15 protein-coding genes are annotated in these 16,031 nt (G+C 71.6%); 10 read left to right on the forward strand and 5 right to left on the reverse strand.

Going from position 1 to position 16,031, the window contains the following annotated elements; translation table 11 throughout:
• Position 1 precedes the first annotated feature (1 nt).
• From nuoI to ACN27D_RS16595, 7 genes are all read left to right on the forward strand, one after another.
• Entirely contained in the window at positions 2 to 649 is a 648-nt protein-coding gene (gene nuoI / locus ACN27D_RS16565) for an NADH-quinone oxidoreductase subunit NuoI (protein ID WP_120572075.1), read from the forward strand.
• Positions 646 to 1,416: an NADH-quinone oxidoreductase subunit J gene (locus ACN27D_RS16570; RefSeq protein WP_120572074.1), complete on the forward strand. Its 771-nt coding sequence runs from the start codon at positions 646 to 648 to the stop codon at positions 1,414 to 1,416. The genes nuoI and ACN27D_RS16570 overlap by 4 nt, the downstream gene beginning before the upstream one ends.
• A 55-nt stretch (positions 1,417 to 1,471) precedes the next feature.
• On the forward strand, positions 1,472 to 1,771 hold the full coding sequence (gene nuoK / locus ACN27D_RS16575) for an NADH-quinone oxidoreductase subunit NuoK (protein WP_013283611.1): 300 nt from the start codon (positions 1,472 to 1,474) through the stop codon (positions 1,769 to 1,771).
• A 7-nt stretch (positions 1,772 to 1,778) separates the two neighbouring features.
• Positions 1,779 to 3,740 (forward strand): NADH-quinone oxidoreductase subunit L, encoded by a 1,962-nt coding sequence (gene nuoL / locus ACN27D_RS16580; protein ID WP_120572073.1) that lies wholly within the window; start codon positions 1,779 to 1,781, stop codon positions 3,738 to 3,740.
• A gap of 64 nt (positions 3,741 to 3,804) precedes the next feature.
• Entirely contained in the window at positions 3,805 to 5,337 is a 1,533-nt protein-coding gene (locus ACN27D_RS16585) for an NADH-quinone oxidoreductase subunit M (protein ID WP_120572072.1), read from the forward strand.
• A complete protein-coding gene (gene nuoN / locus ACN27D_RS16590; RefSeq protein WP_120572071.1) occupies positions 5,334 to 6,887 on the forward strand; it encodes an NADH-quinone oxidoreductase subunit NuoN in 1,554 nt (517 codons plus the stop codon). The genes ACN27D_RS16585 and nuoN overlap by 4 nt, the downstream gene beginning before the upstream one ends.
• Positions 6,888 to 6,976: 89 nt before the next feature.
• The gene (locus tag ACN27D_RS16595) at positions 6,977 to 8,017 is read left to right on the forward strand and encodes a polyprenyl synthetase family protein (protein ID WP_421499431.1); all 1,041 of its coding nucleotides are present in this window, start codon (positions 6,977 to 6,979) and stop codon (positions 8,015 to 8,017) included.
• Positions 8,018 to 8,176: 159 nt separating this feature from the next.
• Here ACN27D_RS16595 and ACN27D_RS16600 read toward each other — a convergent pair whose 3' ends face one another.
• A complete protein-coding gene (locus ACN27D_RS16600) occupies positions 8,177 to 9,355 on the reverse strand; it encodes an MFS transporter (RefSeq protein ID WP_421499432.1) in 1,179 nt (392 codons plus the stop codon).
• A 153-nt stretch (positions 9,356 to 9,508) separates the two neighbouring features.
• Between ACN27D_RS16600 and ACN27D_RS16605 the strand changes: the two genes are divergently transcribed.
• Entirely contained in the window at positions 9,509 to 10,291 is a 783-nt protein-coding gene (locus ACN27D_RS16605) for an IclR family transcriptional regulator (RefSeq protein WP_120572069.1), read from the forward strand.
• Between the two features lie 117 nt (positions 10,292 to 10,408).
• On the opposite strand, the gene ACN27D_RS16610 is transcribed toward ACN27D_RS16605, so the two are convergent.
• On the reverse strand, positions 10,409 to 12,535 hold the full coding sequence (locus ACN27D_RS16610; protein ID WP_421499433.1) for a PhoX family protein: 2,127 nt from the start codon (positions 12,533 to 12,535) through the stop codon (positions 10,409 to 10,411).
• Between the two features lie 169 nt (positions 12,536 to 12,704).
• Between ACN27D_RS16610 and ACN27D_RS16615 the strand changes: the two genes are divergently transcribed.
• Entirely contained in the window at positions 12,705 to 13,274 is a 570-nt protein-coding gene (locus ACN27D_RS16615) for a sigma-70 family RNA polymerase sigma factor (RefSeq protein ID WP_013283619.1), read from the forward strand.
• Complete coding sequence (locus ACN27D_RS16620; RefSeq protein WP_120572067.1) at positions 13,271 to 13,960, forward strand: anti-sigma factor family protein; 690 nt, start codon at positions 13,271 to 13,273, stop codon at positions 13,958 to 13,960. Before ACN27D_RS16615 ends, ACN27D_RS16620 begins: the two co-directional genes overlap by 4 nt.
• A 106-nt stretch (positions 13,961 to 14,066) precedes the next feature.
• Here ACN27D_RS16620 and rarD read toward each other — a convergent pair whose 3' ends face one another.
• The 3 genes from rarD to ACN27D_RS16635 form a co-directional block, all read right to left on the reverse strand.
• On the reverse strand, positions 14,067 to 15,002 hold the full coding sequence (rarD, locus tag ACN27D_RS16625; protein ID WP_421499434.1) for an EamA family transporter RarD: 936 nt from the start codon (positions 15,000 to 15,002) through the stop codon (positions 14,067 to 14,069).
• Positions 14,999 to 15,487, reverse strand: coding sequence for a GNAT family N-acetyltransferase (locus tag ACN27D_RS16630; RefSeq protein WP_421499435.1), 489 nt, complete (start codon positions 15,485 to 15,487; stop codon positions 14,999 to 15,001). The genes rarD and ACN27D_RS16630 overlap by 4 nt, the downstream gene beginning before the upstream one ends.
• Before the next feature lie 104 nt (positions 15,488 to 15,591).
• Positions 15,592 to 15,978: a phage holin family protein gene (locus tag ACN27D_RS16635; RefSeq protein ID WP_013283623.1), complete on the reverse strand. Its 387-nt coding sequence runs from the start codon at positions 15,976 to 15,978 to the stop codon at positions 15,592 to 15,594.
• Positions 15,979 to 16,031: the final 53 nt, after the last annotated feature.

Here is a 16,031-nt window from a genome sequence, read left to right on the forward strand (position 1 = left end):
CGTGGGCGCGATCACCGGAACGTTCAAGGGCTTCGGTGTCACCTTCTCGCACATGTTCAAGAAGGTCGTCACCACCGACTACCCGTTCAAGCCGCCGGTCTCGGCGCCGCGCTACCACGGGCGGCACATCCTCAACCGGCACCCGGACGGGCTGGAGAAGTGCATCGGCTGCGAGCTGTGCGCCTGGGCCTGCCCGGCCGACGCGATCTACGTGGAGGGTGGCGACAACACCGAGGAGCAGCGCTTCTCCCCGGGTGAGCGGTACGCCAGCACCTACCAGATCAACTACGCCCGGTGCATCTTCTGCGGGCTCTGCATCGAGGCCTGCCCGACCCGTTCGCTCACCATGAGCAACGAGTACGAGCTGGCCCGGGACAACCGGCAGGACCTGATCTTCACCAAGGAGCAGCTGCTCGCGCCGCTGCTCGAAGGCATGGAGCAGCCGCCGCACCCGATGCGGCTGGGCGACAGCGAGAAGGACTACTACGTCGGCGCGCTCACCAACCCGGGCACCTCGGCCGGCGCCGAGCGCTCGCCGATGGGCCCCGGCCGGTACCACGTGGAGGAGCACCCGGGCGTGACCTTCCCCGGCGCCGAGCAGGCCGAGCAGCGGTCCGCCGCCGCGGCGGGCAAGGGAGGCAAGGCATGACCTCGGCAACGGTGCTCGCCGCGGCGGGACAGGTGTCCGGGGGTGAGGAGGTCACCTTCTGGATCCTCGCGCCGCTGGCCCTGCTCGGGGCGGTCGGCATGGTGTGGGCCCGCAACGCGGTCCACTCCGCGCTCTGGCTGGTGCTGACCATGCTCTGCCTGGGCGTGTTCTACGTGCTCCAGGCCGGGCCGTTCATCGGCATGGTGCAGATCATCGTCTACACCGGCGCGATCATGATGCTGTTCCTGTTCGTGCTGATGCTGGTCGGCCGGGACGCGTCCGACTCGCTCATCGAGACGCTGCGCGGCCAGCGGGTCGCCGCCGTGGTCCTCGGGCTCGGCTTCGCCGGCCTGGTGGGCACCGGCCTCTACCGCGCGCTCGACGGCGTCCAGGCGGTCGGGCTCGACCAGGCCAACGGCGAGGGCAACGTCCAGGGCATCGCCCGGCTGCTGTTCACCAAGTACGTCTTCGCCTTCGAGCTGACCTCGGCGCTGCTGATCACCGCCGCCGTCGGCGCGATGGTGCTGGCGCACGTGGAGCGGCGCAAGGCGGACCGGATGGACCAGATCGCCACCATGAAGGCGCGGTTCCGCCCCGGCAACTACCCCGGACCGAAGCCCGGCCCGGGTGTCTACGCCACGTCCTCCTCGGTGGCCACCCCGGCCCGTCTGCCCGACGGCCGGCTGACCGACCGCAGCATCCCGGAGATCATGCCGGTGCGCGAGCTGACGGCCGAGGAGACCGCACCGAAGGGGACTGATCGGTGAGCGCGAGGAGTGCAGCGAAGCGGAGCCCCGCAGTCGCGAACGAAAGGCTGGCACGGTGACCCCGGACTACTACCTCATCCTCGCGGCGGTGCTGTTCACCATCGGCGCCGTGGGCGTGCTGGTCCGGCGCAACGCGATCGTGCTGTTCATGTGCATCGAGCTGATGCTCAACGCGGCCAACCTGACCCTGGTCACGTTCAGCCGGATCAACGGCGACCTGAACGGCCAGATCATGGCGTTCTTCGTGATGGTGGTGGCGGCGGCCGAGGTCGTGGTCGGGCTCGCGATCATCATGGCGATCTTCCGGACCCGGCGCTCGGCCAGCGTCGACGACGCCAACCTGCTGAAGTACTGAGGGGCTCGTGGTGGAACAGATTCTGACGATCGCCCAGTCTGAGCCAGCCGAAGCCGTCACCTTCGCCACGGCGGACGGGATGCTGGGCAGTGTCTGGCTGCTGGTGGCGATCCCGCTGGTCAGCGCGGCGATCCTGCTGCTGCTCGGCAAGCGGGCCGACCGCTGGGGCCACTGGCTGGGCGTGGGCGCCATCGGCGCCGCCTTCGTGCTCGGGCTCACCTACTTCTTCCAGCTCCGCGGGCTGGAGAACAAGCAGGTCGAGCTGAGCCTCTGGGACTTCATGGCGGTCGGCAACCTGAAGGTGGACTTCGGTCTGCTCTTCGACCCGCTGGCCGCGGTCTTCGTCCTGCTGATCACCGGGGTGGGCTTCCTGATCCACCTCTACGCCGTGGAGTACATGGCGCACGACGCGGGCCGGCGGCTGTTCTTCGCGTACTTCAACCTGTTCGTCGCCGCCATGCTCCTGCTGGTGCTCGGCAACAACTACGTGATGCTCTACTTCGGCTGGGAGGGCGTCGGCCTGGCGTCGTACCTGCTGATCTCCTTCTGGTACGGCCGGCCCAGCGCCGCCACCGCCGGCAAGAAGGCGTTCCTGATGAACCGGGTCGGCGACGCCGGCCTGGCCATCGGCATCTTCATCATGTTCGCCATGCTCGGCACCACCCAGTACGACGAGGTGTTCAACGGGGTCGGCTCGCTGACCTCGACCACCGTGCTGGTGCTCGGCCTGCTGCTCCTGCTCGGCGCGGCCGGCAAGTCCGGCCAGTTCCCGCTCCAGGCGTGGTTGCCGGACGCGATGGAGGGCCCGACCCCGGTGTCCGCGCTCATCCACGCGGCCACCATGGTCACCGCGGGCGTCTACCTGATCGCCCGCTCCAACGCGATCTTCTCGGCCAACGAGACGCTCCAGCTCGTGGTGGTCAGCGTCGGCGCGCTCACGCTGCTGATGGGCTGCATCATCGGCGCGGCCAAGGACGACATCAAGCGCGTGCTGGCCTGGTCGACGGTGAGCCAGATCGGCTACATGTTCCTGGGCGTCGGCCTCGGTGGTGCCGCGTACGCGCTGGCCATCGTGCACCTGCTGGCGCACGGCTTCTTCAAGGCCAACATGTTCCTCGGCGCCGGCTCGGTCATGCACGGCATGAACGACCAGGTGGACATCCGCCGCTTCGGCGGGCTGTCCAAGTACATGAAGGTCACCTGGCTGACGTTCATGATGGGCTGGCTCGCCATCATCGGCATGTTCCCGTTCTCCGGCTACTTCTCCAAGGAGCCGATCATCGTGGCCGCGTTCGAGCGGGAGGGCTGGACGGCCTGGCTGTTCGGCATGGCCGCGCTGCTCGGCGCCGGGCTCACCGCGTTCTACATGACGCGGCTGTTTGTGCTCACGTTCCACGGCCCGAAGCGCTGGACCGAGGACATCGAGCACCCGCACGAGTCGCCGAAGCTGATGACCATTCCGCTGATCCTGCTGGCGATCGGCTCGGTCGGCGCGGGCTTCCTGCTCGCCACCTCCGTGCCGGACTGGCTCACCGCCACCAACGGGCTCGGCGCCGAGAGCGGGGAGCACGCGCCGGTACTGGCGCACTGGCTGCTCACCGCGCTGTCGCTGCTGGTCACCGTGCTGGGCGCCGGGCTGGCCTGGTTCCTGTTCCGCTCCGGTACGGCCACCGAGCCGCAGCCGGCCGGCGTGGTGGTAACCGCCGCGCGCCGGAACCTCTACACGGACGCCTTCAACGAGGCGGTCTTCGAGAAGCCGGGCATCTTCCTCACCCGGGCGCTGGTGTTCCTCGACAACCGGGGCGTCGACGGGCTGGTCAACGGCCTGGCCGCCGCCGTGGGCGGGGGCTCGGGCCGGCTCCGGCGGCTCCAGACCGGCTTCGTGCGGTCGTACGCGACCTCGATCCTGACCGGCGCGCTGCTCGTGGTGGCGGCGTTCCTGGCGGTGCAGGCGGGGTGGCTGGCGTGATCGACCTCAACGCGGCCGCCCCCGCCGGCGGGCCACGCAGTCACGACGGAGGTAAGGCCGAATAATGTCCAACTTCCCGTTCCTCTCGGTGCTGACCGTGGCGCCGCTGGTCGGCGCCCTGGTGGTGGCACTGCTGCCCCGCAGCCGCCCGGACCTGGCCAAGCTGGTCGCGTTCGGCTGGTCGCTGCTGGTGCTGGTGCTGTCGGTGGTGATGTGGTTCGCCTTCTCCGCCGGCGGTGACCGGTTCCAGTTCCGCGAGTCGTACCCGTGGATCCCGAACTGGGGTGTGAGCTTCACCTTCGAGGTGGACGGCATCGCGCTGGTCATGCTGATGCTGATCGCGATCCTGGTGCCGCTGGTGATCCTGGCGTCCTGGCACGACGCCGAGGCGTCGAAGCGCTCGGTGCCCGCGTACTTCGCGCTGCTGCTCGTCCTCGAGTGCACGATGATCGGCGTCTTCGCCGCCGCCGACGTCTTCCTGTTCTACGTGTTCTTCGAGGTCATGCTGGTGCCGATGTACTTCCTGATCGGCAGCTACGGCGGCCACCAGCGGCAGTACGCGGCGGTGAAGTTCTTCCTCTACTCGCTGGTCGGCGGTCTGTTCATGCTGGCCGCGGTGATCGGCCTCTGGGTGGTCGGCGGGAAGACCTTCGACTGGCAGGCGCTGAGCCAGGCCGAGTTCGCCACCGACACGGCCCGCTGGCTGTTCCTCGGCTTCTTCGTCGCCTTCGCGATCAAGGCGCCGTTCTTCCCGTTCCACACCTGGCTGCCGGACGCCGGTGGCGCGGCGCCGGCCGGTGCCGCCGCGCTGCTGGTCGGCGTGCTGGACAAGGTCGGCACGTTCGGCATCCTGCGCTACTGCCTCCCGCTGTTCCCGGAGGCGTCGCGCTGGTTCGCGCCGTGGGCGCTCGCGCTCGGCGTCATCGGCATCATCTACGCGGCGCTGCTGGCGGTCGGCCAGAACGACCTGAAGCGGCTGGTGTCGTACACCTCGATCGCGCACTTCGGGTTCATCGGCGTCGGCATCTTCGCGTTCACCACCCAGGCCGGCACCGGCGCGGTGCTCTACATGCTCAACCACGGACTGGCCACCGGCCTGCTGTTCCTGGTGGTCGGCATGCTGATCGCCCGGCGCGGCTCGGCGCTGATCAGCGACTTCGGCGGCGCGGGCAAGCTGGTGCCGGTGCTGGCCGGTGTGCTCTTCTTCGCCGGTCTCGCCTCGCTGGCGCTGCCCGGTACCGCGCCGTTCGTCTCCGAGTTCCTGGTGCTGATCGGCACGTTCACCGTCAACAAGCCGGTCGCGGTGATCGCCACGCTCGGCATCATCCTGGCGGCGGCGTACGTGCTGTGGATGGTGCAGCGCACCACGCAGGGCACGCTGAACCCGGCGCTGACCGAGGTCGAGGGCATGCGCCGCGACCTCACCCTGCGCGAGAAGGTGGTCGTCGCGCCGCTGATCGCGCTGATCGTGCTGCTCGGCTTCTATCCCAAGCCGGTCACCGATGTCATCAACCCCGCCGTCCAGGCGACCATGCAGGACGTCGGCAAGTCCGATCCCGCCCCTGAGGTCGGCAGCGTCCAGGAGGCTGCGAAGTGAGTGAACTGAGGCTGCCGTCGATCGACTACGGGGCGCTCGCTCCGATCCTGATCATGCTGGGCGCGGCGCTGCTCGGGGTCCTGGTCGAGGCGTTCGTACCGCGCCGCCTGCGCAACGCGGTGCAGCTCGGGCTCGCCCTGGTGGCGATGCTCGCCGCGATCGTCATGGTGATCCTGAACGCCGACGACCGGCTGATCACCATCGGCGGCGCCATCGCGATCGACGGCCCGACGCTGTTCCTGCAGGGCGCCATCCTGGTGCTCGCCGTGATGGCGCTGCTGCTCGTCGGCGAGCGCACTGTCGAGCGGGGCGGCGCGTTCGTGGCGCACGCCGCTGTCACCGCCGAGTCGGCGGAGGACCGGCGGCAGGCCGAGGGCGTCGGTGGCGCCACCGAGGTCTACCCGCTGATGTCGTTCGCGATCGGCGGCATGCTGATCTTCGTGGCGGCGAACGACCTGCTGACCATGTTCGTCGCGCTGGAGGTCTTCTCCCTGCCGCTCTACCTGCTCTGCGCGCTGGCCCGCCGCCGGCGTCTGCTGAGCCAGGAGGCGGCGCTGAAGTACTTCATGCTCGGCGCGTACGCCTCGGCGTTCTTCCTGTTCGGTGTCGCCCTGATCTACGGCTTCACCTCCGGGATCCCGGGCCGCGCGGCCGGCGTCGACTTCGCCACCGTGCACGCCGCGGTCACCGAGTCGCCGTCCAGCCCGGTGCTGCTGTTCGCCGGCATGGCGCTGCTCGCCATCGGCCTGCTGTTCAAGGCCGCCGCCGCGCCGTTCCACGTCTGGACGCCGGACGTCTACCAGGGCGCGCCGACGCCGGTCACCGGCTTCATGGCGGCCTGCACCAAGGTCGCCGCGTTCGGGGCGCTGCTGCGCGTCTTCCACGTGGCGTTCGCCGGGGCCTCCTGGGACTTCACCCCGGTGCTCGGCGCGATCGCGGTGCTGACCATGCTGGTCGGCGCGGTGCTGGCGGTCACCCAGACCGACATCAAGCGCCTGCTGGCGTACTCGTCGATCGCCAACGCCGGTTACCTGCTCGTCGGTGTGCTGGCGCCGAGCCGTGAAGGGCTCTCCGGCACCATGTTCTACCTGGCCGCGTACGGCTTCTCGGTGCTCGCCGCGTTCGCCGTGGTGACGCTGGTGCGCGACGCCGACGGGGAGGCCACCCACCTGTCCCGCTGGGCCGGGCTGGGCCGCCGCTCGCCGTTCTTCGCGGCGATCTTCACGTTCATCCTGCTGGCCTTCGCCGGTATCCCGCTGACCAGCGGGTTCACCAGCAAGTTCGCGGTCTTCGGCCCGGCCCTGGAGGCGAACCAGGCGTGGCTGGTGATCGCCGGCGTGCTGACCAGCATGGTGCTGGCCTTCCCGTACCTGCGGGTCGTGGTGATGATGTGGCTGTCCGAGCCGGGCGAGTCCACCCCGACGGTGACCGTGCCGGGCGCGCTCACCTCGGCCGCGCTGGTCATCGGCGTGCTCGCCACGCTGGTCCTCGGCGTGGTGCCCGGCCCGCTGCTCGACCTGACCACCGGTGCCGCCGAATTCGTCAGATGACAGACGTGATCCCACCGGGGGCCGGTACGCCGTGGCGTACCGGCCCCCGGCCCGTATCCCCGTCGACGAGCAGGTCGAACGGGTGTGGCATGGTTGAGGACGTGGCGAACCCGGCTGGCGAGCGTTTAGGTCAGTTCGGCGCGCTCGGCCTGCACCTCGCCGAACCGCGCGTCGAAGCCTCCGTGCTGGGCGTGCTCGACCGGGTCGAGGCGAGCCTGCGGGCGAGCGTGGCGAGCGCCGACCCGCTGGTGACCGAGGCTTCCCGGCACCTGGTCGAGGCCGGCGGCAAGCGGTTCCGTCCGCTTCTGGTGGCGCTCGGCGCGCAGTTCGGCGACCCGGACGCCGACCAGGTCGTCCCCGCCGCCGTGGTGATGGAGCTCACCCACCTGGCGACGCTCTACCACGACGACGTGATGGACGAGGCCGCGGTGCGGCGTGGCGCCCCGAGCGCCAACTCCCGCTGGACCAACTCGGTCGCCATCCTGGTCGGCGACTACCTCTTCGCCCGGGCCGCGGACATCGCCGCCGACCTGGGCCCCGAGGCGGTACGCCTCCAGGCGCGCACGTTCGCCCGCCTGGTGCACGGCCAGATCGCCGAGACGGTCGGCCCGCGGGACACCGACCCGGTCGCGCACTACCTGCACGTGATCGCCGAGAAGACCGGCTCGCTGATCGCCACGTCGGCCCGCTTCGGCGGCATGTTCGGCGGCGCGTCGCCCGAGCACGTCGAGGCCCTGGCCGAGTACGGCGAGATCATCGGCGTCGCGTTCCAGCTCTCCGACGACCTGCTGGACATCGCCAGCGAGTCGGTCCAGTCCGGCAAGACGCCCGGCACCGACCTGCGCGAGGGCGTACCCACCCTGCCGGTGCTCTACGCGATGGCCTCCGACGACGCGGACGCGGCGAGCGTACGGCTGCGCGAGATCCTGGCCACCGGCCCGCTGGTGGACGACGCGCTGCACGCCGAGGCGCTGGGCCTGCTGCGGGAGTCCCCGGCGCTCAAGCGGGCCCGGGAGACGGTGCGCAGCTACGCCGAGGACGCACGGGCCCGGCTGGCCCCGCTCCCCGAGGGCCCGGCGCGTCGCGCGCTGGAGTCCCTCTGCGACTACATCGCCGACCGCACCAGCTGACCCCCTCCCCACCCCACCCCACCCCACCGCACCGCCTGCCGCCCCCCCCGGCCGCCCCGTCGATCATGAGGTTGACGGGCTCGGGGACGGCGTGTCGCGCCGCCAACCTCATGATCGACGCGAGGGGTCGGGCGGGGTGGGGCGGGGACGGGGCGGCGATCAGGTGGGGCGTAGGAGGCGGGCGCCGAGCAGCATCAGGAGGGCGGCCAGGAGCATCGCCGCGGCGGCCGTCAGCCACATCGCCGGGTAGCCCGCCGCGCCGGCCAGCGCGCCCAGGCCGAGCGGTCCCAGGCAGCCGCCCGCGTACACGCTGGTCTGGGTGATCGAGGTGGCGGCGGCCGGTGCCTGCGGGTGGAGCCGGACCACGGCGAAGTTCATCAGCCCCGGCCAGGCCCAGCCGAGACCGAAGCCGAGCACCACGCCCGCGACCAGCGGTGCCGAACCGGCCACCGCGAGCAGGATCAGGCCGATCGAGCCGGTCAGCAGCATTCCGGCGATCAGTCCGACGTGCCCGCTGGTGCGCCGGTCGGCCAGCCAGCCGAGGCCCACCCGGGCGAGCACGCACACCACGCTGCCCAGGGTCAGCGTCAGGCCGGCCAGGCCGGGGGAGAGGCCGCGCGCCGCCGACGAGTCCACCAGGAACGTGCCGAGGGCGTTCGCCGCGGCCGCCGCGAGCGTCGCGGCCAGCCCGATCACCACGAGCGGGCCGGTGCCACCGTTGCGACGGCCGGAGGCGGTCCGGGCCCGCCGGTCCCGCCCGGCCCGGGGTACGGCCGGCAGCACGGCCAGCGCGGCCACCGCTGCGGCCACGAAGGCCCAGCGCCAGCCGGCGGTGAGCGCGACAGTGGGGACCGCCAGACCGGCCAGCAGCGTGGCGGCCGGTACGGCGGCCTGCTTCACGCCGAACGAGAGGCCCTGCCGGTGGGCGGGTACGTGCTCGGCGAGCGCCGCGTTGCTGGCGAGCTGCCCGAGGGCGTTGGCGGCGGCGCTGAGGGCCAGCAGCGCCACCAGGACCGGGTACGACCGGGCCAGCCCGGCCACTGCCAGCAGCGAGGCGGCGGAGAGCAGGATGGCGGCCCGGGCGACCGGGGCCGGGCCGAAGCGCTCGACCAGGGCGCCGGAGGGCACCGAGGCGAGCGCGCTCACGCCGAAGTAGATCGAGACGGCCAGGCCCAGCCCGGCCGGGCTGAAGCGGAGTTCGTCCGCGAGCTGTACGGCGAGACCGCCGACCAGGAAGACGGGCAGAACGCACACGATCGTGGTGAGGGTGGCGCCCGCGCCCACGGAGACGGCGTGTCGGGCCTTCGGCGGGTCGGTTCGCGAAACAGTTTCGGTCATCGCGAGCACACCTTACGCCGGAACGTTTTGGCTGCTCATCGTGTCCGTCGGCACACGGTCTGTGTCCGGTCTTCTGGCATCCTCCATCCGAACAGGCATTTCGCACTCGGCCGGTTTTTCATATGGTGTAAGTCCCCGGCGGCGGAGGTGGTTGTGCGCGACCCCCTGGCGGAACCTTCGGACCTGATCCGAAGCGTGTCCCGCGCGCTTCGAGTGCTCGAGTCGGTCGGCCGTGCGCCGAGAGGGCTCACCGTGAAGCAGATCGCCCGGCGCTGCGAGTTGACAGTGGCCACCACGTACCACCTGGTGCGCACGCTCGCGTACGAGGGCTACGTGATCCGGCGCGAGGACGGGACGTACATCGTGGGGTTGGAGGTGGCCGACCGCTACCGCGAGCTGGTCACCGCGTTCCGGGGGCCGCCGGCGGTGGGCGAGGCGCTGCGCCGCGCGGCGACCGACACCGGCTGGAGCCACTACCTCGGCCGTTTCGTCGGCGGACAGGTGGCGGTGACCGCGTCCGCCGAAGGGCCGCGCTCGCCCTACATGGAAGACCTGGTGCCGGGCTTCGACGAGGGCGCGCACGCCACCGCGCTGGGCAAGAGCCTGCTCGCCACGCTCACCACCGAACAGCGCTTCCGCTACCTGCGCGAGTACGGCATGCGCCCGTTCACCACCGCCACCCTCACCACCGTCGAGGCGTTCGAGGCGGACCTGGCCGCCGGTGACCGTCGCGGCATGCAGCTCGAACTCGGGCAGTTCCGGCAGGGCGTGGCGTGTGCCGCGGTGCTCGTCAGCCCGGACAAGGACATCGAGCGCCGGGTCGTGCTGGCGTGCGCGCTGCCGGCCGGCGAGATGATGACCTCGGCCCGGGTGGTCCGCGCCAAGCTGCTCACCGCCGCGCGGGCCATCGCCGACGGGATCGCCTCGGAGAACTGACGAGCCGCGTGCCGTCGCGGACGAGGTGGCCTCCGAGAACTGACGAAGGGCCGCCGACCTGGTGGGTCGGCGGCCCCTCGCGGGAGCGGTCCAGCGCCGGACCGCCCCCGGGGTGGGTCAGCTACCGACCGGGCCGCCGTCGAGGCGCCAGGTGACCACCACGCCGGGCTTGGCGAAGTCGCCGTCCGGCCAGGTGGAGGCCGGGTTCTCCACCGACGCGCCGGTGACCTCGCCCGGGTGCTGCACCGCCACGAAGACCGAGCGGTTGTCGCCGGTGATGAACGGGCCGCAGGTCTCCGCGCCGAGCGGCACGGTGAGGAACTGCTTCAGGTGGCCCCGCTCCGGACCCTCGACGGCGGTGGCGAACAGGCCGTCGTTGCTGCCCAGCGCGTTGCCGTCGGTCGAGATCCACAGGTTGCCGGTGGCGTCGAAGGCGACGTTGTCCGGGCAGGAGATCGGGGAGACCTTCGTCTTGTCGTACCCGGCGAAGTAGGTCGACGCGTCGGCCGGGTCGCCGCAGACGATCGGCAGCGACCAGGCGAAGGTCTCGGCGGTGTTGTCGCCGCGGTCCTCGACCAGCTCCAGGATCTGCCCGTGCTTGTTGCTGTTGCGCGGGTTCGCCTCGTCGGCGGGCGCCTTGCCGGCCTTGCCGCGGTCGCTGTTGTTCGTCAGCGCCACGTAGACCTTGCCGGTGAGCAGGCTCGGCTCGACGTCCTCGGGCCGGTCCATCTTCGTCGCGCCGACCTTGTCCCCGGCCAGCCGGGTGAAGGTGAGCACGTCCGCGGCGGTCATGCCGTCGACGTACGAGCGGTTGCCGCTGACCAGCTTGATCCAGCGGCCGCGGCCACCGAAGCCGCCGTCGGCCGGGAGCGTGCCGGAACCGTCGATCTCGGCGGCCGGGCTGTCGCCCTCGATCTTCGCGACGTAGAGCGTGCCCGACTCCAGCAGCGTCAGGTTGTGCCGCCGCGCCACCGAGGACTTCCCCGGCATGAACTTCTTGTCCGAGACGAACTTGTAGAGGTAGTCGAAGCGCTCGTCGTCGCCCATGTACGCGACCACCCGGCCGTTGCGCGCCACGATGACGTTCGCGCCCTCGTGCTTGAACCGGCCCAGCGCGGTGTGCTTGCGCGGCTTGGCCTGCGGGTCGAACGGGTCGATCTCGACGACCCAGCCGAACCGGTTCGCCTCGTTGGGGTGCCGGGCCAGGTCGAAGCGCTCGTCCGCCCGCTCCCACTTGCGGCTGCCGCTCGGGTGGCGCACGTCGGTCGGGATGCCGTACCGGGCCAGCTTCGGCTTCTGCTCCTCCGGCGCGCCGTCGCCGCCGACGAAGTACTGGTTGAAGTTTTCCTCGCCGGAGAGCACAGTGCCCCACGGGGTGACGCCACCGGCGCAGTTGTTGAGCGTGCCGATCACGGTCCGGCCCTTCGGGTCGGCGGCGGTACGCAGCCACGCCGAGCCGGCGGCCGGGCCGGTCAGCTCGAACTTCGTGGCCAGCGCGGTGACCCGGCGGTTGTACTCCCGCCGGCCACGCCGTACCGGCCGCCACTGCCCGGTGTTCTCCACCCGCTCCAGCTCCACCACTGACATGCCGTGCGCGGCCATCGCCACCCGTACCTGCTCGACCGTGAGCGCGTCCTGGCCGGTGAAGCCGGGGAACATCAGGTCCTCGTTGGTGTACTCGTGGTTCACCACGAGCAGCGCGCGCCGACGGTCGATCGGCAGCACGCCGACGAAGTCGTTGTTGTAGCCGAACTGCTTCGACTGGGCGGCGGCGGTCTGCCGGCCCAGGTCGAACGCGGGTGCGCCGGGCACGACCTCGTCACCCCAGCGGATCACGACGGAGTGGTCGTACCCGTTGGGGACCACGAGGGTGTCGAGCTTGTTCGGCGGGATCGGCTTGAACGTCAGCGCGCCGCTACCAGGGCGGCCCGCCCCGGCGGGCGGCACCTCGCCGCCGCCGGGAACCGGCGGGGCGGCGGGCGCGGCGGCGGCCGGCGCGGCGCCGGCGAGCGCGCCCGCGGCGGCGCCGCCGAAGCCGAGCACCAGCGCGCCGACCGCGCCGGCCCGGACCACGCCGCGCCGGGAGATCTCGGTGCCGACCACGTCCCCGAAGTACGGGTTGTCGGTCGGGTTCGGCACCGGGTGGTCACACGCGTTGCCGCACCGGTACAGACAGGTCATCGCGTCGCGGCTGCCGTGGCGGGTGCCACCGAGCAGCGGAAGCAGGCGAGGCCGGTCGCTCATGTGGTGGAGCCTCCTGATTTCAACGTCGGAAGGCGCGCGGGTGATCGGCTCGCGCGCTCACCCGCCGGACGCTGCCAGGGCACGGTGAGCGGCGATCGGCCCGGACCTGAACCGGACGTGAACAGCTCCGCGCTGACCTGCGGATGAACCGTTCGGCGTCACGGCACGTATGGAAGGGCGAACGCATCGCCGGTTTCCCCGCCGCCGGAAGCGAGGTACCGCCATCAGTGACCACGACGCCCAACTGCTGCGCGCGCTGCACGACGAGCATGCCGACGCGCTGTACGCGCACGCCCTGCGGCTGGTCAACGGCGATCGGCCCAGGGCCGAGGATCTCGTACAGGAGACGCTGCTGCGCGCCTGGCGGCACCCCGAGTCGCTGGACCCGCGACGCGGCTCGGTACGCGCCTGGCTGTTCACCACCGCGCGGAACCTCGCCATCGACGCCTGGCGGCGGCGCTCGGCCCGGGTCGGCGAGGTCTACACGGACGAACTGCCCGAGACCGCCGAGACGGTCGACGAGACCGAGCGCGCGGTGGAGGCGTGGACGGTCGCCGAGGCGCTCAACCGGCTCAGCCCGACGCACCGGGAGGTGCTGGTCGAGTGCTTCTACCAGGGGCGTTCGGTGGCGGAGGCGGCGGCGCGGCTGGGCGTACCACCGGGCACGGTGAAGTCGCGCACCCACTACGCGCTGCGCTCACTACGGTTGGCGCTGGCCGAGATGGGGGTGACCGGGTGACACGCTGCGAGTTCGCGCACGACGACGGGGCGTACGTGCTCGGTGCCCTCGCACCGGCGGACCGGGTCGCCTACGAGCGGCACCTGGCCGGGTGCGCGCAGTGCCGGGAGGCGGTGGCCGAGATCGCCGTGCTGCCCGGCCTGCTGGGCCGGCTCGACCCGGCCGGGCTGGAACAGTTCCTGGAGGTCGGGCCGGAGACGTCGCGGGTGCCCGCGCTGCTCGACGCCGCGCGCGAGCGCAAGCGCCGCGACCGGTCCCGCTCCCGCCGACGGTACGCACTGACAGCGCTCGCCGCCGCCGCGCTCGCCGTGCTGGCGGGCGTCGGGGTGGGGCTCGTGCAGTCGCCCGCCGAGCCGTCGAAGCCGCCGGTGGCGCTGGCCTCCATGCGGCCGGTGGCCGGGACGGTGCCGGTGCACGCCGAGGTGGGGCTGACCGAGACGCCGTGGGGCACCGAGGTCACCATGCACTGCGGGTACGACAGGAGGGCCGGGCACCGGGAGGCGTACACGTTCCGGTTGGTGGCGCACGGCCCGGACGGCGCGACGGAGCAGATCGGCTCCTGGCTCGCGGCCCCCGGCGACGACCTGCGCTTCTCCGGCGTCACCCGCTTCACCAAGGGCGAACTGGTCCGCCTGGAGCTGCTCCGAGGAACAAACGCCCCCGTCCTGGCCTACGACCTCCGCTGACCCCGCCCGTCGCCCTCACTCTCCCGCCCGCTCTCCCCGTTGATCTTGCACTCTCGGCCCTCGGCGCGGCCTTTTCGTCCCTTTCGCCGGGGCGGCAAGTGCAAGATCAGCGAGACGGGGTGGGGGTGGAGGTGGGGACGGGGGTGGGGGTGCGGGCGGCTACGCGGGTGCGGTGGGAGTGGCGCAGGGCGTCGGCGGTGAAGACCACCAGGGCGAGCCAGACCAGGGCGAAGCCGGCCAGCCGGGCCGGCGGCATCGGCTCGTGGAAGATCAGCACGCCGCAGCCGAGCTGGAGGATCGGCGCGAGGTACTGCAGCATGCCGACAGTGGACAGCGGCAGCCGGTTCGCCGCCCCGGCGAACAGCAGCAGCGGGATCGCGGTGGCGGCGCCGGCGAGCACCAGCAGCGCGGTGTGCCCGGCCGACACGTGCCCGAACGTCGAGTCACCGCGTGCCGACAGCCACCCCAGGTACGCCAGGGCGGGCAGCGCCAGCACCGCCGACTCGACGAACAGCCCTTCCGTGGCGGGCAGCGCGAGCTGCTTCTTGACCAGGCCGTATCCGGCGAAGCTGAACGCCAGCGTGAGCGCCAGCCAGGGCAGACGGCCGTAGTCGACGGTGAGTACCGCGACCGCGAGCGCGCCGACGCCGAGCGCCGCCCACTGGGCCCGGCGCAGGCGTTCCCGCAGCACCAGCACGCCGAACAGCACCGACACCAGCGGGTTGATGAAGTAGCCGAGCGCCGTCTCCACCACCCGGTCGGAGTTCACGCCGTAGATGTACGTACCCCAGTTGACGGCGATCAGCGCGGCGGCGAGCCCGATGCCGACGAGCGCCCGCGGCCGCCGGGCCAGCTTGCGCAGGAAGCCGGCGTGCCGCGTCGCGGCCAGCAGCAACGCCACGAACGCCACCGACCAGAGGATCCGGTGCGCGAGGATCTCCACCGGCCCGGCCGGGCGCAGCAGCTTCAGGTAGATCGGGAAGAAACCCCAGATCAGGTACGCGCCGACGCCGTACAGGTAGCCGAGCCGGAGCTGGTTCACCGCTCCACCGTAAGTGGTGGATCGCTGCACTGGTCCTTATCGGTGACCGGCGTCACCCGCTGGTCCAGCTCCATCCACCGATCCGGCGCGACCGGCCGGAAACCGATCTTCGCGTAGACCCCGTGCGCATCGAGCGTGGCCAGCAGGATCCGGCGTACGCCCAGCTCGTTCAGGTGGTCGCGGACCGCGCCGGCCAGCCAGGTGCCCAGCCCGCGACCCCGCTCGGCCGGGTCCACGTACACGTCGCAGAGCCAGGCGAACGTGGCCCCGTCGGTGACCACGCGGGCGACCGCCACCTGCCGTCCGTCGCCGGGCCGGTAGACGCCGAAGCCGATCGAGCCGGCGAAGGCGCGCGCCACCGTCTCCCGCTCCCGCCCCAGCGCCCAGTACGCGTCGGTGGCGAGCCAGACGTGCACCCGGTCCAGGTCGATCCGGTCCGGGTCGGTGCTGATCTCGTAACCGTCCGCGCGGGTCACTGTGAACACGCGGCCGAGGCTAGTACCGCCACCGGGCCCTCTCGCCAGCCAATTCCCTACTGCTGGCCTGGTGACCCCGGCCGGCCGCCACGGCGACCGGCCGGGCCCGGACGTCAGTCGCGGTCGAGGACGGCGCCGAGGATCCAGGTGACGATGCCGACGAAGAGCGCGCCCAGCACCGCCTCCGGCCAGAACCCGTCCACGTGGAAGGGCAGCCCGGCCTCACCGGCGATCCAGCTGGTGAGCAGGAAGAGCAGGCCGTTCACGACCAGCGCGATCAGGCCGAGGGTCAGCAGGTAGAAGCCGCACCCCACGGTCTTGATGATCGGCTGGAGCACCGCGTTCACCACGCCGAAGATGACCGCGACGAGCACCAGCGTGATCACCGTCTCGGTGGCCGAGTCGGAGTCGAGCGAGATGCCCGGGATGAGCAGGGTGGCGAGCCAGAACGCCACCGCCGTCGAACCCACGCGAATCAGAAGACCCTTCAGGAAATCCATGGCCGGGATCGTGCCACGGCCGTACCACCAGGGGAAGTCGCCCGGCGGCGCGT

Source organism: Micromonospora sp. WMMD1274 (assembly GCF_049179035.1).
In the GTDB taxonomy this organism is placed as follows: Bacteria; Actinomycetota; Actinomycetes; order Mycobacteriales; family Micromonosporaceae; genus Micromonospora; species Micromonospora tulbaghiae.

Bases quoted from the DNA above. Each gene is read 5' to 3' on its own strand.
- ACN27D_RS16600 (WP_421499432.1), bottom strand. From the start codon at position 9,355: ATGACCGAAACTGTTTCGCGAACCGACCCGCCGAAGGCCCGACACGCC.
- ACN27D_RS16570 (WP_120572074.1), top strand. From the start codon at position 646: ATGACCTCGGCAACGGTGCTCGCCGCGGCGGGACAGGTGTCCGGGGGT.
- ACN27D_RS16595 (WP_421499431.1), top strand. From the start codon at position 6,977: ATGGTTGAGGACGTGGCGAACCCGGCTGGCGAGCGTTTAGGTCAGTTC.
- ACN27D_RS16585 (WP_120572072.1), top strand. From the start codon at position 3,805: ATGTCCAACTTCCCGTTCCTCTCGGTGCTGACCGTGGCGCCGCTGGTC.
- ACN27D_RS16615 (WP_013283619.1), top strand. From the start codon at position 12,705: ATGGAAGGGCGAACGCATCGCCGGTTTCCCCGCCGCCGGAAGCGAGGT.
- ACN27D_RS16635 (WP_013283623.1), bottom strand. From the start codon at position 15,978: ATGGATTTCCTGAAGGGTCTTCTGATTCGCGTGGGTTCGACGGCGGTG.
- ACN27D_RS16610 (WP_421499433.1), bottom strand. From the start codon at position 12,535: ATGAGCGACCGGCCTCGCCTGCTTCCGCTGCTCGGTGGCACCCGCCAC.